Origin of the sequence: Brevibacillus parabrevis, from assembly GCF_022701015.1 — a bacterium.
Classification (GTDB): Bacteria; Bacillota; Bacilli; order Brevibacillales; family Brevibacillaceae; genus Brevibacillus; species Brevibacillus parabrevis.
Map to the genome: position 1 here is coordinate 5,428,218 of NZ_CP064090.1, position 20,178 is coordinate 5,448,395.

A 20,178-nucleotide genomic window follows, 5' to 3' on the forward strand; every position below is an offset into this window, starting at 1 on the left:
TTGGGAAATATCACCCGATCGTGCTGGCAGCGCAAGCAGATGAGTTAGTTCTGCGGGCGCGTCCTGTTTGTCGGAACAGCCGTCAGCGGGTCGTCCGGCCAGTAATGCTTCGGGTAGCGCCCTTTCAAGTCTTTTTTCACTTCGAAGTACGCTTGCTGCCAAAAACTCGCCAAGTCTTTCGTCACTTGCACCGGACGCTGTGCCGGAGACAGCAGGTGAAGCGTTAGCGGCACTTTTCCACGCCCGATGCGCGGCGTGTCTTGCCAGCCGAACAGCTCCTGTAGCCGGACAAACAGACTGGGCGCAGCCGGATCGCTGTAATCGACGGGAATGTTCGATCCGCTTGGAACTCGCACATGGGTGGGCGCATACTCGTCCAGTTGTCGCCGTTCGTCCCAGCCGAGCATCCCTTCCAAAATGGCAGCCAGAGACAGCTGTTGCAGCTCGTCTCTTTTTCGCATGCCGTACACATGCGGCGCAAGCCATTCTTCCAGCGTAGCGAGCAGAGCTTCGTCATCGACGCGAGGCCATTCCGGGAACAGGTCGCTCATGAACTGCAACCTCTCCCGGAGCTGGCGGGCGTGACGGCTCCATGGCAGTATCGCCAGGCCCTCTGTCCTGATGCCGGTAAGCAAGGCGTGCAACACGGCGTCGTCATCCCGGTCTGCCGCCGTCTCTTTTAAGATGAGCGCACCGAGCTTCTTGCGGGTACGCGACCGCACAGCGCCAGCGGAACGATCCCACCAGACGGCTGTTTCTTCGCTGATCTGCCCGGCCCAGTCCTGGTGCAGTTCGCTCTCTTCGATTTGCGCTGCCAGCATGATGCGGCTGTCTACTCCCTGATCGTCAAGAAGCGGCGCTACTACATACGGGGCAAAAGCCAGTGGCTGCTCCAGCCCAAACGCTGCTCCACGGCCATTGCGCAACAAATATCGCCCGTCGCCCCTGCGCTGCGCGATCCGATCTGGATAAGCAAATGCCAGCAGTCTGCCTGTCTGGCTGATGTCGCCGCTCACGCTTGTCTTTGGCTCCCCGCTTTTTCTCCACTGCCGCTTCAACTGCGCCGCGTCGTTCCACAGCTTGCTGCAAACGGCTTCTTCCACTTGCAGCCCATGTCCGTGAACAGAACGGCCCTCCCCGCGATTTCCTGCCACGAGCCGCAAAAGTTCGACTCGCGAGCCAATATCCGCGTCAGCCGCAGCCCCTCTCCCGCGAACGATATCCCGCTCTTCCAGCAGCACAGCCAATTCGCAAGCCAAATCGAGCAGTCCCAGCTCGCTTGCTCGCTGAATCATCTGCCCAAGCCTCGGATGCAGTCCCATCCCGGCCAGCACCCGGCCATGCGCCGTTATTTGCCCATGAGCGTCCAGTGCTCCCAACTGCTGAAGCAGCTCTTGCGCCTGGGCCAGTGCCGCTTTTGGCGGGATATCCAGCCATTGCAGCTCCTCGACATCCTTCACGCCCCAAGCCGCAAGCTCCAAAGCAAGCGGCGCTAGGTCAGCGTCGATGATTTCCGGCGAATCGTGCGCGGCAAGCATCCGGTCTTCCTGCTCGGTCCACAACCGATAGCACACGCCCGTGTCCAGCCTGCCCGCCCTGCCCATGCGCTGTTCTGCGGACGATCTCGATACACGCCCTGTCTCCAGTCGCGTCATCCCGGTGCGCGAAGAGAAGCGCGGATACCTTTTCAAACCGCTATCGATGACAATCCGCACGCCTTCTACGGTCAGGCTCGTCTCCGCGATGGAAGTCGCGAGCACGATTTTGCGCTCTCCTGGCTGCCCGGGACGCAACGCCCGATCTTGCTCCTGCTGCGAAAGCGCTCCGTACAACGGACATACGCGCACCTGTGCCCCAAGCTGACTTTTCGCCAACAGAGCTTGCGTCGTGCGAATTTCTTTGGCTCCCGGCAAAAATACCAGCATGTCTCCCTCATCCTGCATAAGCGCCGCGAGCGCGAGACGGACGATCTCTTCTTCCACGGAACCATTCAGCGGTTTGGGCAAAAAGCGCGTCTCGACCGGAAAAGCCCTGCCCTCGCTGACGATGATCGGAGCGTCACCGAGCAACCGGGCGACAGGCTCCGCCGCAAGCGTCGCTGACATGACCAAAATGCGCAGGTCGGGGCGAAACAGGCTTTGCGTCTGAAGACTGAGGGCAAGTCCGAGGTCGGCATGCAAGCTGCGCTCGTGAAACTCGTCAAAAATAAGCAGACCGACAGCTTCCAGACCCGGATCGTCCTGAAGCATGCGTGTCAGGACACCCTCCGTAATGACCTCAATCCGCGTGTTCGGGCCGATTCGCGTATCGTGCTTGACCCGATAGCCGACCGTCTCCCCTACTTGTTCTCCCAGCTTGCGCGCCATGTAACCCGCCGCCGAACGGGCTGCCAGACGCCTTGGCTCCAGCATGAGAATGCGCTTGTTGGACAGCCACGCCTGCTCCAGAAAAGCAAGCGGCACTCTGGTCGTCTTTCCCGCGCCTGGAGCTGCGACCAGCACCGCGCTGTTGCTTGCCGCAAGCGTCTCGATCAACTGCGGCAGCACGGTATCAATAGGCAATGCCATGCTGTGTTTCACCTCATGTCCAAATCCATTCTGTAATCATCATACACGATTGGAGCGACAGGAAAAGAGATTGCCAAATGACTGAATAATCATTCAATAGTATAATGAGCATACGTTCACTGCAGGGCGGAAGCGGATCTGGCAGCAGGATGAAGAAAATACGGGGGTGTTAACGTGGTAGAAGTCCATCAGCATGAAAATGTTTTGTGCCTGGAAGGCGTGGTGAAAAGAGCTGGCCGCGAATCCGGCATTTGCGTGTATGTGGCAGACGGCATGATGATCGATACTGGCCCGCAATCACTTGCCACTGATTTGATCGACTGTTTTTCGCAAGCCTCGTTCGACGCGGTTGTTTTGACACACAGCCATGAAGATCACAGCGGCAACGCAGCCTGGATCGCCAGCACCAAAGGCGTGCCCATTTTCATCCATGAAAAAGGGGTAGGGCAATGCTTGCAGCCAGCTGACTACCCGCTGTATCGCCAATTGGTTTGGGGAGTGCGCGAGCCTTTTGCCGCACAGCCTCTGGGAGAGACTGTTCATTCCCGTTCCATCGACTGGGAAGTCATCCATACCCCTGGACACGCGCATGACCACGTCGCGTTTTTTGACAAACAAACAGGCCGCCTGTTTTCTGGCGACCTGTTTCTCGGGACGAAAACGAAAGTGATTTTGCAAGACGAATCCATCCCGCTGCTGATCCAATCGCTTCGCCAGGTGCTGACACGCGATTTTGGCGCCATGTTCTGCGCGCACGCGGGTTACATCCCCGAGGGAAAAGCTCTGTTGTCGCGCAAGCTGGACGACCTGCTCCATTTGCGGGGAGAGATTGTGCACTTGCACCAGCAAGGACTGACTGCCGCAGAGATCCATTCGAAGCTTTTTGCAAAAACATCTCCGATCATCGCACTGTCGGAAGGTGAGTTCGACTCCCGGCACATCGTTACTTCTGTGCTCTCGGATCAAGGAAGCAGCGAGCCGTCATCGCTAATCTAGCTGATTTGCCTCTGCAACTGGTCGAGGTGGTGCTCCATGTGCTCCACGTAATCTTGCACCAGCCACTGCAAGCTCACGGCTGTGCCATCGGCAGTCGTACATGAATGGTCGTAGGCGGATGCTGGCATGACGGAGATCACGGTGATGATCGCGCGGTTCATGCTGCTGTAGAGCTGAACAATCTCTTCAACGGTCCGCTGCTGGTACGCCTGCGCCTTCACCCATTCATCCTGCTGATACGGAATAAGCACATACGGCTGTTCAGTCTGTGCCCGGACAAATCGGGGCAAATTGTTGATCGCCGAATCGCACAAATGACCCAAAATTTCCTTGGCGGACCACTTCCCGGGAGCAGGACGGCTTGCCGCCTTCTCCTCTCCGATCTGCTGAAATGTTTGGGAAACGGCAAGCAAATGTTTTTCCAGCCTAGCAATTTGTTGCTCCATGCTCATTCCTCCTCTGCTTTCTTTTCACCCTATCAGATCCGGCCCGTCTGCACCAATAGAAGAGTTCGATGGCCGTCATCGGTATTGGTGAAGTCTTCCTTTTTTTCGTTCAGGCGATATACTAGAAAGAAGCACTGATTCCATACCCGTATGATCCTCGCCAAACGCGATCAGCACAGGAGGCAACATGAGAAGAAAGCTCTGGCTATTTTTTGTTTTCATTTTTGGCACTGTTCTGGCAACATCAGCTCCCGCGCAGGCTGCCACACGTTTTTCCGACGTCAATTCCGCGGAGTACGGCTGGGCGGAGGACGCCATTTCCTTTATGGTCGGAAAAGGCGTGATCAGCGGCTATCCAGATGGCACCTTCAAGCCAGGGAGATTCGTAGACAAAGCGGAGATGACCGTGATGATTTATCGGCTGTTTGATCGCTACCGATCGAACAGCTCTGGTCAAGGTTCGAACGATAACAGCTATTCGATCAAGCAATTTGCCGATGTTCCTAGCAATCATTGGGCGTACAAAGAAATCAGCTCGCTCATCAACATCTCCTGGTGGAATGCCGTCCAATCCTCTCCGAAAGGGTATCTGTTCTACCCTGACGCCAAGCTGAATCGCATCGGAGCGGTCAACCTTCTCCCGCTGTTCATGCTGGCGGAGGAGGATCTGTCCAACGAAGAAGTGTATCAGATCGTTTCTGCCATGCGCGATGTTCCCATAGTCGTCAGCTCTTACTCAGATGACGAGCTGTTTATGGGCCATCCCCTTCAAGAGGATGGGCGCTACGACGAAAACGTGGGCAATAAAACGAACCTGCTGTTTCCTCTGTTGTTCGCCAAAGACGGCAATGAACTGCACATCCCGGATGATTACAGCGGCATTGTCGCCAGCGATCTCGCTCTCTTGCAAAAAACAGGCATCATGACAGCCTACAACGGAGAATTTGAGGCACAAGACATGCTGACTCGTGCGGAAGCGGTCACGATTTTGCACAGGCTGTACTTGCGCCTGAAGCAAACCGGAGCGCTTGCGAAGTATTCCAGCAAATAAATGTAACGGGGGAAATCAAAGTGGCGATCAAAAAAATCGAGCACGTCGGCTTGATGGTAAAAGATTTGGATGCGTCCATCGCTTTTTATACGAACGTGATTGGCATGGAGCTAAAAGGCACCTTGGTGCACTCCAACCAAGTTATCACGCTCGCTTTCCTCGGCTTCCCCGGCCGCCCGGAAACCGAGCTGGAGCTGATCCACGGCTACAACGACTCTCTGCCTGTAGAGGGCAAAGTTCATCATCTCGCACTCGCTGTGGACAACCTGGAAGAAGAAATCGCGCGGCTCAAACAGCTTGACGTCTCCTTTATCGACGAGGCGATCACCACTCTCCCCAACGGCTCCCGCTACATGTTTTTCCGCGGACCGGATGGCGAGTGGCTGGAGTTGTTTGAAAGCACCCGCTAACAAGCTTTTCACTGCAAAAAAAAAAAGACCATCTGGCCGACTGTAGCCCGATGGTCTTTTCGTTTGGTCGTTATTGATTCCCCACGTTGATAAACGGAGTGGCGCCTCCCGTGACGTTCGGCAGCTTGCCGTCCCATTTGCGGATCGCTTCCAGCTGTGCTTCGATCTGTCTGAGCTGGATCAGCTCCGGCGTCACTTCTTGTTTTTGCAGGCGCAAAGCTTCGGCCTGTGCCTGCGCTCGCGTGATTTCCTGCTCTTTCTCGATTTTGATCCGCTCCAGGTCGAGCTTCGATTTGAGCGCTTGCTGCTCCGCCACTTGCTTCGACTCGATTGCGCGGTTAAATTCATCGCTGAACGTAAATTCGCGAATGTTGATTTCATCCAGAATGATATTGTACGTGGACAGCTTTTGCCGCAAAACTTCTTTGACTTTGTTGCTCACTTCGGAACGCTTGGAAATGAGTTCTTCTGCCGTGTACTGCGCCGTAACCGCCTTCAAAGCCTCGGCGATAGCCGGGTCGACGATGCGGCTGTTGTACTCCAAACCTACTTGCTGGTACAGTTTGTTCACGTTGTCGCTGTCCAGGTGGTGGTTGACCGCGATGGTCGTCGATACGGTTTGCAAGTCACGCGAAGCGGACGTTTGACTCGTCTCCGATTTTTGCACCCGCACCTCCATCGGAACGATCGTTTGGATAAAAGGAATTTTGAAGTGCATGCCTTCCTGCAAAACTTTTGGCTGGACAGCACCGAGCTGCAAAACGACGCCGCTGTGACCAGCTGATATGATGGTAAACGATTGGGTCCCGAGCAAGACCAAAACGACAAGTACGAGAATCGTGACGATCAGCTTCCCCCCAGCTTGGAAGGGACTCATTTTTACTCCCTGATTTTCGCTCATGTTCCGCCTCCCCTTTTGTAATCGGTTCTCTTCTTACATACGTACGGATCAGCGGCCCAGAAGTTTCAAAAACTTTCTGTCTTCGCAGCTTCAAGCAGCACTTTGCCCATTCGCTCCGCCTCGATTTTGCACAACTCAAACTCAACCTCGCCCGATACGTAGGAGATCAGCTGGATGACTTCCGCGCACCCGTGACTGCACATGAGGAACTGCTCCCACTTCACCTCCGAGCGCGGCACTTTTCTGGCTGAAAAGCCGCTTTGAAAACCGCCTAGGGTCATTTTGATCAAGTCCTTTCGGGATGAATAGAATTGGATATTGTCGTCTTCTCGTATATGGTGCTAATATTGAACGTTTTTACCGAGTTTGTGAACCCCTATCTCTCTCCCCCTTGCAATCCCGAGCGGTTCCCGACTCTTTTTTCCTGAATCTCGTTGCTCCGGCAGTACAAAGCGTCCTATGTCTGAGGTTTTTATCGATCTTCTCGCACTTCTTCTTGTAATTATATTCATTCGGAATTTCCTGGTATATAATGAAAAGGAAAATAATTGCAGCAAAAAGCGCCCTTGTATTTGCAGCCGAAAAGAAACCCACCAGCCATCACTCAACCGTACAATACCTTGCAGATATAGAGATGGCATCCCCTGATTACGACAGCTTTGATTATGAAAAAGGATGGTCCCTTATGTGGAAAAAACTTCTGTACGGCCTATTGGTTTACATACTTGGCCACATCGTGGTAATGGCGTCCGTTTCCATTTACAATAATGACACTGGTGACCGCTCGTTCCTAAGAGCGATCGTTGCTGCGATTCTTTACTTAGCGGCAGTGATAAGTGTTACGAGGAATCGCAGTTCATAAGAAAAAGCCCCAACAAGCCGTTGGGGCTTTTCCTCATTATCACTTCATCTTCGCCACCGACCACTTCTTCTCCAAAACCGGAGGCGCCGGAATGGCTATCGCTTTGGACAATTTTGCGGCAAACACGAAGGCTACGGCCATGAATCCGGCGATCATCGCGACGACGCCACCCCAGCCGAGCGAAGACCAGAAAAGTCCTCCCATCGTCCCGCCAATGCTGGAGCCTGCGTAATAAAAGAACAAGTAGAGCGAAGACGCTTGCGCCTTGTCGTGGGTTGCGCGCTTGCCTACCCAGCCGCTCGCGATGGAGTGGCTGCCGAAAAAGCCAAAGGTGAGAATCGGCAGGCCCGCGACGATGACAGCCAAATGCGCATCGAGCGTCAGGCATGCGCCAATCAGCGTCAGCAACAAAGAGACGAGCAGCATTTTCGTCCGCCCGAACTTCTCAGCCAGCTTCACCATCCAGACGGAAGCGAACATCCCGACGAGAAAGACGATGAAGATCCAGCCTACGAGCGTTTGGCTGAGCGAGTAGGGCGGCGCAGTCAGCACATACCCGATATAGTTGTAGAGCGCGACATTGCTGCCAAGGCTCAAAAATCCGATGCCAAACAGACAAAGCAGAGCCGGATCCCGCAAGTGGGCGAGCATCGAGCCTGCCAGCTTGCGCAGCTCGGGAGCACGCGCGTGAAAATTTTGCGAGGCGGGCAAGCTCATCCAGAAAACCAGTGTGGCTACCAGGCTCATCAGGCTGATTGTCCCCATTGCCACGTGCCAGTTGAACAAGTCCGTGAGCGTCCCGGAGAGAATCCGCCCGCACACCGCTCCAAGCGAGTTCCCGCTGATGTATAGTCCCATCGCCACACCGAGACTTTTCGGTTCCATCTCTTCTCCGAGATAAGCCATGGCGATCGAAGGGAGTCCTCCCAATGAAATTCCTTGAATAATGCGGTACAGAAGTAAAGTCTCGTAGGAAGTGCTGCATGCCGTCAAAATCGACAAGAGCGACGCCGCCAGCATCGAGCTGATCATCACCGGCTTGCGCCCCCACACTTCGGACACCGTCCCGAAAATCAGCATGCTGATCGAAAGAGAGATCGTCGTCAGCGAAAGCGACAAGCTTGCCATCGTCGGCGAAATGCCAAATTCTTTTGTAAATTCAGGCATTAATGGCTGCGTGCTGTACAAAATGGCAAACGTATTGAAACCCGCTGCAAAAAACGCCAGGTTCGTCTTGCGAAAAGTGGCTGTGCCTTGCTTGATGTGTCCCATGATGGTAAAACCTCCCCGTGTTTCTCCCCGCTTCACTGTTATACTATCATTGACAATTCATAATGTATAATTTATTGTAATCATAATTTTGATGCACCAAAGTAATGAATTGACGACAGATCAGCGTCATACAGGGAGGTTGCTTCCATGGAATGGCAACAGCTCGAATACTTTCAGACACTCGCCCGCATCCAGCACGTCACCCGCGCAGCGGAAGCCATGTCGCTTTCCCAGCCTGCGCTTAGCCGCTCCATCGCCCGGCTGGAGGAGGAGCTTGGCGTCCCGCTTTTTGAGCGACAAGGGCGGACGATTATGCTCAATCGCTACGGCCAGCTTTTTTTAAAGCGCGTCAACCGGATTCTCAAGGAATTTGAGGACGGAAAACAGGAGCTTCGCGATCTCGTTCATCCCGATCACGGGGAAGTGGCGCTTGGCTTTTTGCACACGCTCGGCACCAGCCTGATTCCCGACCTGATCGGTTCTTTCCGCGCCAAGTCGCCCTCGATCAGCTTCACCATGATCCAAAATCACAGCTACTCGCTGCTTGCGCATCTCGACGCCGGCGAGCTGGATTTGTGCCTGTTGGCGGAACCGACCGAAACCAAGCTGCCGATTTTGTGGACGCCGCTCTGGAGCGAAGAACTGTTTGCCATCGTTCCGCTCGGACATCCGCTGGCTGAACGGGAGAGCATCCTGCTCGCGGAAATTGCCGAGGAGTCGTTCATCTTTTTGAAAAAGGGCTACGCCCTGCGGCGAACGACAGACCAGTTGTTTGAGCAGCTGGGTGTAGTCCCGCGAGTGACCTTCGAAGGCGAAGAAGCAGCCACCGTAGCAGGGCTGGTTTCGGCGGGACTCGGCGTGTCCTTGCTGCCCGATTTGCGGGGCATCGACAAAAGCAAAATCGCGCAAATCCGCATCAGCAGCCCGAAATGCCAGCGCGTCATCGGCATGGCCCAGGTCCAGGGCGGCTACTTGTCTCCTGCTGCCGTGCGCTTCAAGGAATTTGTCCTGGACACATTCAGGAAATGACGGAAAAAGACCCTCGGACTGTAGGCTGTGCTCCGAGGGTCTTTCCGCATATTCGTTGCTTTATTTTGCCTGGTGCGCCAACAGCTGCTCCACGACCAAGTCGAGCTGGCCTTCAATCGCCAGCGGATCGTAATAGTACATTTGCTCAAACGTCATCTCGTAGATGTGGTTGTTTTTGACGGCTGGCAAATTTTTGCAAACCGCGTTCCCGAAAAACTTATCCTTATCCTCTTGCTTCGTCTCATACGTGGTCACAAACATGTGGTCTGCTGCGAATTGCGGCAACACTTCCTGGGAAATCAGCTTGGGCGGCGTGTTGGCATCTACGACTTCCTTCACGGCTGGCGGCGGTGTCAGCTTGAGCGCATTGTAGATGACTTGACCGCCGCGTCCCCAGTTGTCTCCGAGCACGTAAAACTTCTGAGAGCGCAGCTCGTAAATTCCGACCGTCTCCCTGTCTTTTACCGCCGTCTTGATTTTTTCGCGGGCACTCGCTGCTTTTTCATCGAATTGCTTGATCCAAGCCTCTGCCTCCGCTTGCTTGTCCAGCAGCTCGCCAAAAGCCCGTATGTCAGCGCGGACGTCGTCGTTGTACGTGCCGTATGGGATCAGCACAGTCGGCGCGATCTTGGAATAGCCAGTCGTTCCGATCGGCTTGACCCCGATGGACAAAAGCTGGCCCAGATACAGATCGGAGACGATACGCTTCGGTGCTGCAGGAATCTGGACTTCTTTTCCGTTAGGCATTTTATACATTTTCATCTTCACGCTATCCTGTGCTGGCGCCGCTTGCTGAGCCGGGGTTTCATTGCTGGCCCCTTTTGGCTCTGTTGCCGCCCCGCATCCTGTCATGGCAACGAGTAAAGCGAGGATTGCCGTTCCTTTCGCGATCCATTTCGCGTATTTTTGCATAGTCCCCTCTGGATGAAAATGATAATTATTATCATAAACTATCTTACCAGCAGCTTTTTTTCCATGTCCACAAGGGAATGTTCTTGCATCCCGCCAAACCGCTTACTACTATTAAAAGGGAAAGGAGCTGACCGTATGCTAGACCCTTACGTTCGAACTGCCGATTGCGGCTCTGGGCAAAGAGTCCTCCTTCCTCTTTACTCAGGGCCGACTCGCTAGTGTTAAAAGAAGGGCCTCTTTGCCCTGCTATATACCGACTTCACGTTATATAGACAGGAGCAGAGTCAGATGAGATACCAAAATGCCAAACTCGTTTTGCCGGAACCGCTTTTGCAGGAAATCCAGCAATACGTCCAGGGCAGCTATTTGTATATTCCGAAGCCTTCCGCTTCCAAAAGAAAGTGGGGCGACGGCACCGACACGAAGCAATTGCTTCGCGAGCGAAACCAGGCCATCTTGCAGGCTTATCGCCAAGGAACGGGCGTCAAGGAATTGGCCGAGCAATATTTTTTGACGAGACACAGCATCCGCCGCATCATTCGCGAACAGCCATAATCCAGAAAAGTAGTCGTCCGTGCAAGTACCGCACTTCCTGCGTTACACTTCGCTTATCGCTACGACAAATGGAGGTACGTTCCATGAATGGCATGCATCTGCTTTCGCTGTCTTTTGAGCAAAACGGACACAGTCAAGTCATCACACCCGTCCTGCTGCGCGACGAACACGAGCTGATCCTCGTAGACTGCGGCTATCCCGGATTCCTGCCGCTGCTGGCAGAAGCAGCGAACAGCCAGCAGCTCGACTTGTCCGCGCTGACCAGAGTGATCGCGACTCACCATGATGTCGACCATATCGGCGCGCTCGCCGCTTTGAAGCAAGCATACCCGCAAATTGAAATCATCGCCTACGAGTCAGATGCCCCATACGTAACTGGCGCCAAAACTTCGCTGCGAATTTTGCAGGCGCAAGCAACGCTCGCCTCCCTCACTGGCGAGGAGCTGGAGCTTGCGGAACAGTTTATCCGCTTTTTGCAGACGATCGAGCCAGCACCAGTCGAGCGCACGGTAGTCGATCAGGATCGTCTGCCCTGGTGCGGCGGGATCGAGATCGTTCACACGCCCGGTCACATGCCTGGACATATGTCTTTGTATCTTCCGGCAAGCCAGACCATGATTGCCGGAGATGCCGTGGTCATCGAGGACGGAAAACTCGCGATTGCCAATCCGCAGTACGCATTGGACCTTGCCGATGCCGTCCGCTCTGTCCGCCGCTTGCTCGACTATGAGATCAGGCAGCTCGTCTGTTATCACGGCGGGCTGTTTCAGGGCGATGTGAAGCAGGCACTGGAAGAGCTGCTTCAACGTTACCAGACAACATGACAAATTGATTACTCCCGACTGCAAAAAGCGCGCAGTCCGATGCCAGGCAACAAGTTACAATGAGGATTGGCGTTGTTTTGCAACTTCGCTTTTTTCGCTTGCACAAGCTGTCACCGCCAAAAAGCCCTGTCGTCCGCCGAAGTGGATGCCAGGGCTTTGCTTTTGCCGTCGTTCGCTCGGTACCGCTTCGGTTTCACAAGAGTACAGCAGTCATGGTCATGCAAAATCAAGCCGATATGTTCCAGGGCGTCATCAACCGAGGAGGGAGCGCATTCTCGTCCATACGACGGGGAAAAAATGTTCAGCGTCGCATCAAAGTCATAGGCGTCAAATCGCTGAGTCCGCCACAACAAAACACCCCGCCTGCACACGCGCCAACGCGCGCCAGCCGAGGCATTTTTCTACTGCGAAGCCGTCTCCAAGTTTTTGAACTGATTGTAAAACAATTGATGATACATCCCTTTTTGCTCGATCAGGTCGTCGTGGCTGCCTTTTTCCACGATCTGCCCGCGATCGACGACCATGATCGTGTCGGCATCGCGGATCGTTCCGAGCCTGTGGGCGATCACAAAGCTCGTGCGCCCTTCCATGATCGAAGCAAGGGCGTCCTGAATGATCAACTCGGTACGGGTGTCGATGCTGCTCGTCGCCTCGTCGAGAATCAACAGCGACGGCCTCGCGAGAAAGACGCGGGCAATCGCCAAAAGCTGGCGCTGTCCCTGACTCAGATTCCCCCCGTTTTCCGTCAGCGGCGTATCGTAGCGCTTGGGCAGGCGGTTGATGAACACGTCTGCATGCGCCATTTTCGCTGCCGCTTCCACCTCGGCGTCTGTCGCATCGGGCTTGCCGTACATGATGTTTTCCTTGATCGTCCCGGAAAACAAATACGTGTCCTGCAAAACGAAGCCGAAGCTGCGGCGCAGGCTGTCCCGCGAATATTCGCGAATGTCTTTTCCATCGAGGTAAATGGTTCCTTCCGTCACATCGTAGAAGCGCGTCAGCAAGTTGACCACTGTCGTTTTGCCTGCCCCTGTTGGTCCGACCAATGCCGTCGTGCTGCCCGCCTCCGCCCCGAAGCTGACGTTTTGCAAAATCGGCTGATCAGGGCGATAGCCGAAGCTCACCCGATCGAAGACGACATGCCCTTTCGGATTCGCAAGCACGACCGCATTCGGCGCATCGAGCGGCTCTTCTTGCTCGTCCAGCACTTCAAACACGCGCTCTGCTCCGGCGACTCCAGACTGGAGCACGTTGAAAATGCTGGCGAGGTCGTTCAGCGGACGGACAAACTGCCGCGAATAGCTGAGAAAGCTGGCGATCACGCCGACGGTAATCATCCCTTTGACCGCGAGCACACCGCCGACAATCGCGACCATGCCGAAGCCGAGGTTGTTGATCACGTTCATGATCGGCATCAAAAAGCCCGACCACACTTGCGCTTTCATCCCGACCTTGCACAGTCGGTCGTTAATCGCCGCGAAGTCGGCAATCGCCTTTTCTTCATGGTTGAACGCCTTGACGACCTGGATGCCGGAAATCGTCTCTTCAATATGCCCGTTCAGCTTGCCCAGCTCGGACTGCTGATCTTTGAACAGCACACTGGTTCTTTTCGCAATCGTGCGGGTCAACAGGAACACAAGCGGAACCGTAATCAGGCAGGCAAGCGTCAAAATCGGGGACAGCACGATCATCATGATCAAAGACCCCGCAATCACGATGACGCCTGACATCAGCTGTGTCGTCGACTGCGAGATCGAGTTGCTGACGTTGTCGATATCGTTGGTCAGCCGGCTCATCAGCTCGCCATGCGTACGCGAATCGAAAAAGGCGACCGGGAGCTTTTGCAGCTTTTCAAACATCGCCTGGCGCATATTCGTCACGATCCGCTGCGTGATTCCCGCGACCATCCAGCCTTGCAAAAACGTCAAAGCCCCATCGAGCACATAAGAGCTGAGCAAGGCCAAAACGATGATCGACAACAGCGAAAGCGACCCGGGGCCGCCCGTCATCGCATCGATCGATTTTCCGATCAAGTACGGAGCCGAGAGCATCAGGAACCCGTCTACCAACACGATGACAAAGACGAGCGGCAGCCATCTTTTTTCCCGCCCGAACGATTGCCACAGTCTTTTCAGCGTGGCTTGGAAGTTTTTCGGCTTGCTCACCGGACCTCGCTGTGCCCCATGCCCAAACCCGCGTCCAGGCCGCGTCGGAAAAATCGGCTGCTGCTCTTTTGGTTGTTGCGACATGTTAGCTCACCTCCCTGCCGATTTGCGATAGGAAGATTTCCTGATAGACCTGACACGTAGCGAGCAGCGTTTCGTGCGAGCCAATCCCCGCCACTGCGCCGTTGTCGAGGACGACAATCTTGTCGGCATCCATGACAGACGTGATCCGCTGCGCGATCAAAATGCAGGTCAGCCCTTTCGCGTACGTTTTGAGCGCTTCCTTGATCCGGCTTTCCGTCGCCACATCAACCGCACTGGTGCTATCGTCGAGAATGAGAATGTCCGGCTTTTTCACCAACGCTCTGGCAATCGAGAGCCGCTGCTTTTGCCCCCCGGAAAAATTGACCCCGCCCTGGCCTACCCGCGTCTGGTAGCCTTCGGGAGTGGCGGCGATAAACTCATGCGCCTGTGCCATGCGCGCCGCCTCGATCGCCTCTTCCTCCGTCGCATCTTCCTTGCCCCAACGAATATTTTCCAGTACCGTGCCTGTAAAAAGCGTCGTTTTCTGCGGCACGATCGCCATTTTTTCGCGGAGCTTGGCAGGCTCGACATCGCGCACATCCTGTCCGTCTACGCGAATCGTCCCTTCCGTCACATCGTAAAAACGCGGAATCAAGCCGACCAGGCTGCTTTTCCCCGATCCGGTAGAGCCGATGATCCCTACTGTTTCCCCCGGCAAGCATGTAAAAGAGACTTGCTTCAGGACAGGCTGACCATTCGTTCCGGCATAGGAAAAGCTGACGTTTTCAAAATCGATCCGGCCTGTTTCAGCCCCGGCTTCATCCGCCCCCGCCGCCGCTTCCTTCCAGCTCATCCGGTTTTCCTCGGCAAAAACTTCGCCGATCCGCCCAGCCGATGCTTTGGCCCGCACGAACATGTTGAAGACGAGCGAAATCATCATCAGCGAGAACAAGATTTGCGTCATGTAGTTGGTAAACGCGATGATGTGTCCAACCTGAATGCTCCCTTGCTCGACTCCCAAACCGCCCAGCCACAGCACAGCGACGATTCCGAGGTTGACCGTGAGCATGATCGCCGGGCTGAAAACCGACATGACGCGGGTCGCAGACAGCGATTTCTTTTGCAACTCTTCATTGGCCCCGGTGAACTTGCCCACCTCGAAGTCAAAACGGTTAAACGCCTTGACGACCCGCACGCCCGACAAATACTCGCGCATAGCACCGTTTACCTTGTCGAGCGCCTGCTGCACCTTGAGGAAAAACGGAAAACCGATTTTCAGATTCAAAAAGATCAACAGCCCGACAATCGGCACCACGACTGCGAGCACTACCGCCAGGTCGGCATTCAACTGGGTCGCCATGAACAAGCCGCCGATGCACATCAGCGGCGCTTTGACGAAAATACGCATCATGCCGTTGACAAACACCTGCACCTGATTGACGTCGTTGGTCATGCGCGTGACGAGCGAGGCGCGGTCGAACTTGTTCAAACTGTCAAAAGACAGCGACTGCACCTTCGTGAACAGATCGGCGCGAAGCTGCGCTCCGAAGTTTTGCGACACGTACGTGGCAAGCAGATTGCGGACGGTAGCAGCCACAGCGCCCAAGGCTGTAATCAACAGCATCAGCCCGCCCGTTTTCAGCACGTAATCCAGATCGCGCTGCGCGACACCGATGTCGATGATTCGGGACATAATCGTCGGCTGTAAAAGGTCGCACAAAGCTTCCACCGTCAAAAAGATCATGGATACGCTTGCAACAAAGCCGTATTTTTTTATGTATTTTTGATAAAACCGCATTGAGTCACCTCATTTCTTGCTGCAAAGCTTCTACGTTCCACGATACCTGTTGCCATCCAAATTGTCACGAGGGGAGTTGTATCTCTTCACGATAAACAAGCAGCAGAGAACATGCTTGCTCTTTGCTGCTTGTGAGGTGTTTCTTCTATATATAAGGATTATTTTATATGCGACGCTTTCCGATTATTGCTGCGACTTCCTATGCCTTGAACTCAAGCTTCGTCTCGAGTGATCTCCGGCTGGACGTCCGCTTTTTTCAGCAAAATGCGTTTGGCACCCGCCCATCATCGCTTTTTTACAAGGACAGAAGCTCTTTCGGCAAATTCATCAAATTGAGACAGCCGTCTTCCGTCACAATGACATTGTCCTCGATTCGGACTCCGCCTTTGTTCGGCAAGTAAATGCCCGGTTCAATCGTGAACGCCATGCCTGGCGCAAGCACCAGCGGATTGTTCTGGATCATGTACGGCTCCTCGTGTCCGCAAAGCCCGATGCCATGTCCAAGCCGATGCGTGAAGTATTCGCCATAGCCGCTATCCCGGATAATCGCGCGGGCTGTTTCGTCAATCTCATGCGCCGTGACGCCAGGGCGAACCGCCTCAACTGCCGCTTGCTGCGCCTGCCGCACGACCTCGTAAATGTTCGCAAGCTCCGCGTCCAGCTCCCCGACAGCCACCGTTCGCGTAATATCAGCCACATACCCATGAAAAATGGCTCCGAAATCGATGACGACCAGCTCACCGGACTGGATCAGCTTGTCCGATGCCCGTCCGTGCGGCAGCGCCCCGCGATATCCCGACGCGACAATCGTGTCAAACGGCGTGCCTTCCGAGCCTCTTTTTCGCATCTCGTATTCCAGCTCGGCGGCAACCTCCAGCTCCGCGACACCAGCCCTGACGCGAGGCAGGATCGCCTGAAAGCTGTCTTCCACGATGCGTACCGCTTGCCGGATCGCCTCGATCTCTTGCTCGTCCTTGATCACGCGCAACGCATCAACCGTTTGCTCGATCTCGACAAACTCCTGTGCCCCAAGCTGCTCAACCGCTTTCCATTCCTTGACGCGCATGTGCCCATACTCGATTCCGACCCGGCCGAGCGTGCCCAGTTTTTTCTGCACCTCCGCCAACGCCTGTCCCGGACCTTGCTCGTCCGTGTACGAGAACAAAGCATCGTGTGCCACCTGCTCGACCTTGCTCACTTCCAGCTTGGGCATCAAAAACAACAACTGATTCTCCTTCGTGAGAATAGCCAGGCTGAGCCGTTCGCTTTGATGCAGCGCCAGACCAGTGAAGTAGTACAGATTCGGGCCAGGCACCAAAATGCACGCATCCGTGTTTTCCTGCTGCAAATGATGGGCAAGGCGTTGTCTTCTCGCTTCCTGCATCTCGTTCTCTCCTTTTTGCCGTTGATGGCGCTTGCTCCGATATAGCCTGCGGCAAGGATGCTTTTTTCCACTTCCGCCTCTTTGCCTTTCCCCTTCAATACAACAGAACGGACGACAAATCCTGCCGAAGCCGTCCATTCTGCACCTGCGTACCGGAAAGCCGATGTCCTTTTGGCAAAATGGTCCGCCGTCCCGCTTGCTTTTTTCGCGAAATCCGTTATATTAGGTAATAACTTAAAACATTAGGCAACACCTAAAAGAAGGTGATCGAATGCTTGTGTGGATGTTGCGAAAAGTAATGGCTGACAGAGGGATCTGGTCCGGAGCAGCGCTCGCCCGTCTGCTGAAGGAAAAAGCCGGCTACGAAATATCGGCACCGTCGATCAGCGCTCTCTTGAACGGTCAGCCCAAGCAGATGAAGGCTGACACGCTCGATGCCTTGTGCACGGCATTGGACTGCACACCGAATGATTTATGGGTCTACACCCCACCCTCCCAACAAGATGGGGCATAATTACTACCTTTGGAGGTTGAAAGCAGATGGCAGTCAAAACAATCCTGCCTTTCGGAGAGCCGATTTTGCGCAAAAGCGCGAAGCCGGTGGTTGAATTTAATGACAGACTGGGGAAACTTTTGGACGATATGGCAGAAACGCTGTACGCCAAGGAAGGCCGCGCAGGGCTGGCCGCTCCGCAAGTCGGATTTTTGAAGCGGGTCATCGTCATGGATTGCGGAGACGGGCTGATCGAGCTGATCAATCCACAGATTCTGGAGATGTCCGGCGAGCAGCTCGGCCCGGAAGCCTGCCTGTCTTTTCCCGGCTACTCCGGCATTGTGAAACGCGCCCAGTACGTCAAAATCGAGACTGCGACCCGCACTGGCGAGACATTCACCATGGAAGCCGAAGACTTTTTGGCGCGCTGCATCCAGCACGAAATCGACCATCTGGACGGGATTTTGTTCGTGGACCGGATTGAAGGCGATAAGCTGTACCATGACCAGACGAAGCGCAAAGTGAACCTGATGGATGTGTGGAAGTTGACGCAAAAGCAAGGGTAATTCGGTTTTGATGGGAAAACGAAAAATCCACCTGATGATTTCAGGGTGGATTTTTCGTTTTATACGTTCTATACGCGTTCTGAAGTCCGCCGCTGTTCTTTGGAAACGATACCGCTGATGATGTAGACAGGAACGAACTCTTCGCTGGCATCCATTTTTCTGGCGAAGCCGTCAAGCTCCCACTTTTTCAGCAGTTTTGCCGCCTCCTCCATGCTGACCACTGCATTGTAAGCCAATTCGTGGACGGTCAGGCGACCATTCTTCCGCTTGGCTACCTGGAAAGCCACTCGCTCCATTTTTTCTGCTTCCTCCTTAGCCCTGATTAAATACAAAACTCTGTATCCGCCGATAACCGCCCCAATCCCCCCATAAAAGAGGAAATTATTCCAGTTCATTAAAGCGTAACCAGCCAATAACGAATAAAAGAAAGCATAACAACACGTCATCATCAGCTGCTCTTGCAGATGCTTGAACTTCGCTTGCGGCTTGTAATTTGGCTCCCGATTGTACACCATAGATTCATGCGAGCAATTCGGAAACAAATATATCGCTGTCCCGTCATTCTCGTACGATATCGTCACAAGATTGTTCTTGTGCCAGCGATCAATCATCGGCTGGAGGGATGACATGCTCTCGTTGGTAAATTCTGCGATTTCTTGCGGATATAGCACGCCTTGGTTGTCCAAAACGTAACCCAGGACATCATGTTCGGTTTTCCGCACATAGTCTCGGTAAGCCAAGTAAACAACATGAATCAGGCGGATCACTGCTAACGTGCAGACGATGATGGCTCCTGTCAAAAATGCATCTGAATAAATCATCTGTTTATCCAATAGCCAGAGCGGAGCTATGATGGTCACAAGAACGATAAAGGTAATCCTCGGCAACTTTTTCCATGCTTTTTGTTTCTTTTCATCTTCTTCCGTTTCATCCACCTTGCCACAATAATCCCGCTCATCTGGCAGCCAATTCTCGTAGACGAGCGGCGCCAATTCATATACTGTGGCGTCGCCGACAGCAGATGAACTGCTTAGAATCTGCTTTTGTTCAAGTTCCTTTAAAATCCGCTCACATTCTGCCAGCTTCAATGAAGTTTTCAATGCCAGCATTGGCGCGGTAACCTCGTTGCCATAATCTAGCGCAATCCCGATCACATCTGCATGATACTTGATATCCTGACTCTTTTTCGCAAGCATTCGCTCAATCATCCGGGAGCCAATGTAGATCAGGGAAAGAATCACCAAGAGTAGACCTATGATGCTCTCATTGTCCATCAAGAGATGTATAGTAGTAAAAAATGGCTTCCATAGTGCAACACCAAGGATTATTAATACTGCACAAAGAATTAAAATACCCACCAAAATAAAAAAAGCCATCCCGAAGAAGTATTCCATTCCTTCCCCTCCCTTCTATTCGTCCCTATTGGAAAATCCGGGGAAGCAGTAAAGAATATCCCCTGTTTTCGCCACGCTCAAGTCTGCGTATCCCCTGTTATGCAGATCATCCAAAATTTTTTGCGATTCCGTTAAGGAAAGCGTAGTTTTTGCGGCAACATCCACGGCCGTAATGTATCCATCATTCTCATTCGCTACCGTCAAAACTCTTAAAATCGCCCAGTCTTCCCTTTTGAAACGAATCTTTTGCAGTCCTTTTGCGATCCATCCCTCCATGATTAATCCAAGCGGAAAGGCGATAGCGTAGGAGAGAATCAGGATCGCAACCGTGTCCGAATGAAACTGCTGGTAATAACCGAGCATTTCTGGATACCACAGATCGTCCTGCGTAACAGTAGGCAAATAATGCTGGAACACAAAAAACAGAATAATAGTTAGTGCGATAATACTCATGTAATTCCCTCGACTTTCATATTTTCCCATGCTCTTTCAATTTTACACGTTAGCCTCTATTTTCGGAATCATCTTC

The 20,178-nt window shown here is 53.7% G+C and carries 19 protein-coding genes; 8 read left to right on the forward strand and 11 right to left on the reverse strand.

The annotated features are described in order from the left end of the window. Window positions 1-44: 44 nt before the first annotated feature. Window positions 45-2,567 carry an ATP-dependent helicase HrpB gene (gene hrpB, locus IRJ17_RS24960; RefSeq protein WP_242772220.1) on the reverse strand — a complete coding sequence of 841 codons (2,523 nt, stop codon included), beginning with the start codon at window positions 2,565-2,567 and terminating at the stop codon, window positions 45-47. A 174-nt stretch (window positions 2,568-2,741) separates the two neighbouring features. Here hrpB and IRJ17_RS24965 point away from each other — a divergent pair, with 174 nt between their 5' ends. Next, window positions 2,742-3,563: an MBL fold metallo-hydrolase gene (locus IRJ17_RS24965; RefSeq protein ID WP_242772221.1), complete on the forward strand. Its 822-nt coding sequence runs from the start codon at window positions 2,742-2,744 to the stop codon at window positions 3,561-3,563. On the opposite strand, the gene IRJ17_RS24970 is transcribed toward IRJ17_RS24965, so the two are convergent. Beyond that, the gene (locus IRJ17_RS24970; protein WP_122963037.1) at window positions 3,560-4,009 is read right to left on the reverse strand and encodes a DinB family protein; all 450 of its coding nucleotides are present in this window, start codon (window positions 4,007-4,009) and stop codon (window positions 3,560-3,562) included. The genes IRJ17_RS24965 and IRJ17_RS24970 overlap by 4 nt on opposite strands. Window positions 4,010-4,196: 187 nt before the next feature. On the opposite strand from IRJ17_RS24970, the gene IRJ17_RS24975 reads away from it, so the two are divergent. Both IRJ17_RS24975 and IRJ17_RS24980 read left to right on the forward strand, forming a co-directional pair. Then, window positions 4,197-5,060: an S-layer homology domain-containing protein gene (locus tag IRJ17_RS24975; RefSeq protein WP_242772222.1), complete on the forward strand. Its 864-nt coding sequence runs from the start codon at window positions 4,197-4,199 to the stop codon at window positions 5,058-5,060. Window positions 5,061-5,080: 20 nt separating this feature from the next. Beyond that, on the forward strand, window positions 5,081-5,470 hold the full coding sequence (locus tag IRJ17_RS24980) for a VOC family protein (RefSeq protein ID WP_063228603.1): 390 nt from the start codon (window positions 5,081-5,083) through the stop codon (window positions 5,468-5,470). A gap of 70 nt (window positions 5,471-5,540) precedes the next feature. Here IRJ17_RS24980 and IRJ17_RS24985 read toward each other — a convergent pair whose 3' ends face one another. The 3 genes from IRJ17_RS24985 to IRJ17_RS24995 all read right to left on the reverse strand — a co-directional run bounded on the left by IRJ17_RS24985 (window position 5,541) and on the right by IRJ17_RS24995 (window position 8,505). Then, window positions 5,541-6,371, reverse strand: coding sequence for a prohibitin family protein (locus IRJ17_RS24985; RefSeq protein ID WP_122963035.1), 831 nt, complete (start codon window positions 6,369-6,371; stop codon window positions 5,541-5,543). A gap of 65 nt (window positions 6,372-6,436) precedes the next feature. Beyond that, window positions 6,437-6,652 carry a hypothetical protein gene (locus IRJ17_RS24990; protein ID WP_242772224.1) on the reverse strand — a complete coding sequence of 72 codons (216 nt, stop codon included), beginning with the start codon at window positions 6,650-6,652 and terminating at the stop codon, window positions 6,437-6,439. A gap of 620 nt (window positions 6,653-7,272) precedes the next feature. Continuing rightward, a complete protein-coding gene (locus IRJ17_RS24995; RefSeq protein ID WP_242772226.1) occupies window positions 7,273-8,505 on the reverse strand; it encodes an MFS transporter in 1,233 nt (410 codons plus the stop codon). 147 nt (window positions 8,506-8,652) lie between these two features. Here IRJ17_RS24995 and IRJ17_RS25000 point away from each other — a divergent pair, with 147 nt between their 5' ends. After that, window positions 8,653-9,534 (forward strand): LysR family transcriptional regulator, encoded by an 882-nt coding sequence (locus tag IRJ17_RS25000; RefSeq protein WP_122963031.1) that lies wholly within the window; start codon window positions 8,653-8,655, stop codon window positions 9,532-9,534. 60 nt (window positions 9,535-9,594) lie between these two features. Here the strand turns inward: IRJ17_RS25000 and IRJ17_RS25005 are convergent, their stop codons facing one another. Then, window positions 9,595-10,446, reverse strand: coding sequence for an ABC transporter substrate-binding protein (locus tag IRJ17_RS25005; protein WP_242772229.1), 852 nt, complete (start codon window positions 10,444-10,446; stop codon window positions 9,595-9,597). Between the two features lie 288 nt (window positions 10,447-10,734). Between IRJ17_RS25005 and IRJ17_RS25010 the strand changes: the two genes are divergently transcribed. Together IRJ17_RS25010 and IRJ17_RS25015 are read left to right on the forward strand one after the other, a co-directional pair. After that, on the forward strand, window positions 10,735-11,001 hold the full coding sequence (locus IRJ17_RS25010) for a CD3324 family protein (protein WP_122963030.1): 267 nt from the start codon (window positions 10,735-10,737) through the stop codon (window positions 10,999-11,001). Between the two features lie 83 nt (window positions 11,002-11,084). Further along, window positions 11,085-11,825: an MBL fold metallo-hydrolase gene (locus tag IRJ17_RS25015; RefSeq protein WP_242772232.1), complete on the forward strand. Its 741-nt coding sequence runs from the start codon at window positions 11,085-11,087 to the stop codon at window positions 11,823-11,825. Between the two features lie 401 nt (window positions 11,826-12,226). Here IRJ17_RS25015 and IRJ17_RS25020 read toward each other — a convergent pair whose 3' ends face one another. The 3 genes from IRJ17_RS25020 to IRJ17_RS25030 all read right to left on the reverse strand — a co-directional run bounded on the left by IRJ17_RS25020 (window position 12,227) and on the right by IRJ17_RS25030 (window position 17,196). Then, window positions 12,227-14,074 carry an ABC transporter ATP-binding protein gene (locus IRJ17_RS25020; protein ID WP_122963027.1) on the reverse strand — a complete coding sequence of 616 codons (1,848 nt, stop codon included), beginning with the start codon at window positions 14,072-14,074 and terminating at the stop codon, window positions 12,227-12,229. A 1-nt stretch (window position 14,075) separates the two neighbouring features. Beyond that, window positions 14,076-15,812 (reverse strand): ABC transporter ATP-binding protein, encoded by a 1,737-nt coding sequence (locus IRJ17_RS25025; protein ID WP_122963026.1) that lies wholly within the window; start codon window positions 15,810-15,812, stop codon window positions 14,076-14,078. Window positions 15,813-16,107: 295 nt separating this feature from the next. Further along, window positions 16,108-17,196, reverse strand: coding sequence for a M24 family metallopeptidase (locus IRJ17_RS25030; RefSeq protein ID WP_122963025.1), 1,089 nt, complete (start codon window positions 17,194-17,196; stop codon window positions 16,108-16,110). 271 nt (window positions 17,197-17,467) lie between these two features. Between IRJ17_RS25030 and IRJ17_RS25035 the strand changes: the two genes are divergently transcribed. Continuing rightward, window positions 17,468-17,710 (forward strand): helix-turn-helix domain-containing protein, encoded by a 243-nt coding sequence (locus IRJ17_RS25035; RefSeq protein WP_122963024.1) that lies wholly within the window; start codon window positions 17,468-17,470, stop codon window positions 17,708-17,710. Window positions 17,711-17,736: 26 nt separating this feature from the next. Further along, a complete protein-coding gene (gene def, locus IRJ17_RS25040; RefSeq protein WP_122963023.1) occupies window positions 17,737-18,255 on the forward strand; it encodes a peptide deformylase in 519 nt (172 codons plus the stop codon). A gap of 68 nt (window positions 18,256-18,323) precedes the next feature. On the opposite strand, the gene IRJ17_RS25045 is transcribed toward def, so the two are convergent. Both IRJ17_RS25045 and IRJ17_RS25050 read right to left on the reverse strand, forming a co-directional pair. Further along, on the reverse strand, window positions 18,324-19,649 hold the full coding sequence (locus IRJ17_RS25045; RefSeq protein ID WP_122963022.1) for a hypothetical protein: 1,326 nt from the start codon (window positions 19,647-19,649) through the stop codon (window positions 18,324-18,326). A 15-nt stretch (window positions 19,650-19,664) separates the two neighbouring features. Further along, window positions 19,665-20,102: a hypothetical protein gene (locus IRJ17_RS25050; protein ID WP_063228592.1), complete on the reverse strand. Its 438-nt coding sequence runs from the start codon at window positions 20,100-20,102 to the stop codon at window positions 19,665-19,667. Between the last annotated feature and the right edge of the window lie 76 nt (window positions 20,103-20,178).

Bases quoted from the DNA above. Each gene is read 5' to 3' on its own strand.
- hrpB (WP_242772220.1), bottom strand. From the start codon at position 2,567: ATGGCATTGCCTATTGATACCGTGCTGCCGCAGTTGATCGAGACGCTT.
- IRJ17_RS24970 (WP_122963037.1), bottom strand. From the start codon at position 4,009: ATGGAGCAACAAATTGCTAGGCTGGAAAAACATTTGCTTGCCGTTTCC.
- IRJ17_RS24975 (WP_242772222.1), top strand. From the start codon at position 4,197: ATGAGAAGAAAGCTCTGGCTATTTTTTGTTTTCATTTTTGGCACTGTT.
- IRJ17_RS24985 (WP_122963035.1), bottom strand. From the start codon at position 6,371: ATGAGCGAAAATCAGGGAGTAAAAATGAGTCCCTTCCAAGCTGGGGGG.
- IRJ17_RS24990 (WP_242772224.1), bottom strand. From the start codon at position 6,652: ATGACCCTAGGCGGTTTTCAAAGCGGCTTTTCAGCCAGAAAAGTGCCG.
- IRJ17_RS24995 (WP_242772226.1), bottom strand. From the start codon at position 8,505: ATGGGACACATCAAGCAAGGCACAGCCACTTTTCGCAAGACGAACCTG.
- IRJ17_RS25000 (WP_122963031.1), top strand. From the start codon at position 8,653: ATGGAATGGCAACAGCTCGAATACTTTCAGACACTCGCCCGCATCCAG.
- IRJ17_RS25005 (WP_242772229.1), bottom strand. From the start codon at position 10,446: ATGCAAAAATACGCGAAATGGATCGCGAAAGGAACGGCAATCCTCGCT.
- IRJ17_RS25010 (WP_122963030.1), top strand. From the start codon at position 10,735: ATGAGATACCAAAATGCCAAACTCGTTTTGCCGGAACCGCTTTTGCAG.
- IRJ17_RS25015 (WP_242772232.1), top strand. From the start codon at position 11,085: ATGAATGGCATGCATCTGCTTTCGCTGTCTTTTGAGCAAAACGGACAC.
- IRJ17_RS25020 (WP_122963027.1), bottom strand. From the start codon at position 14,074: ATGTCGCAACAACCAAAAGAGCAGCAGCCGATTTTTCCGACGCGGCCT.
- IRJ17_RS25025 (WP_122963026.1), bottom strand. From the start codon at position 15,812: ATGCGGTTTTATCAAAAATACATAAAAAAATACGGCTTTGTTGCAAGC.
- IRJ17_RS25030 (WP_122963025.1), bottom strand. From the start codon at position 17,196: ATGCAGGAAGCGAGAAGACAACGCCTTGCCCATCATTTGCAGCAGGAA.
- IRJ17_RS25035 (WP_122963024.1), top strand. From the start codon at position 17,468: ATGCTTGTGTGGATGTTGCGAAAAGTAATGGCTGACAGAGGGATCTGG.
- def (WP_122963023.1), top strand. From the start codon at position 17,737: ATGGCAGTCAAAACAATCCTGCCTTTCGGAGAGCCGATTTTGCGCAAA.
- IRJ17_RS25045 (WP_122963022.1), bottom strand. From the start codon at position 19,649: ATGGAATACTTCTTCGGGATGGCTTTTTTTATTTTGGTGGGTATTTTA.
- IRJ17_RS25050 (WP_063228592.1), bottom strand. From the start codon at position 20,102: ATGAGTATTATCGCACTAACTATTATTCTGTTTTTTGTGTTCCAGCAT.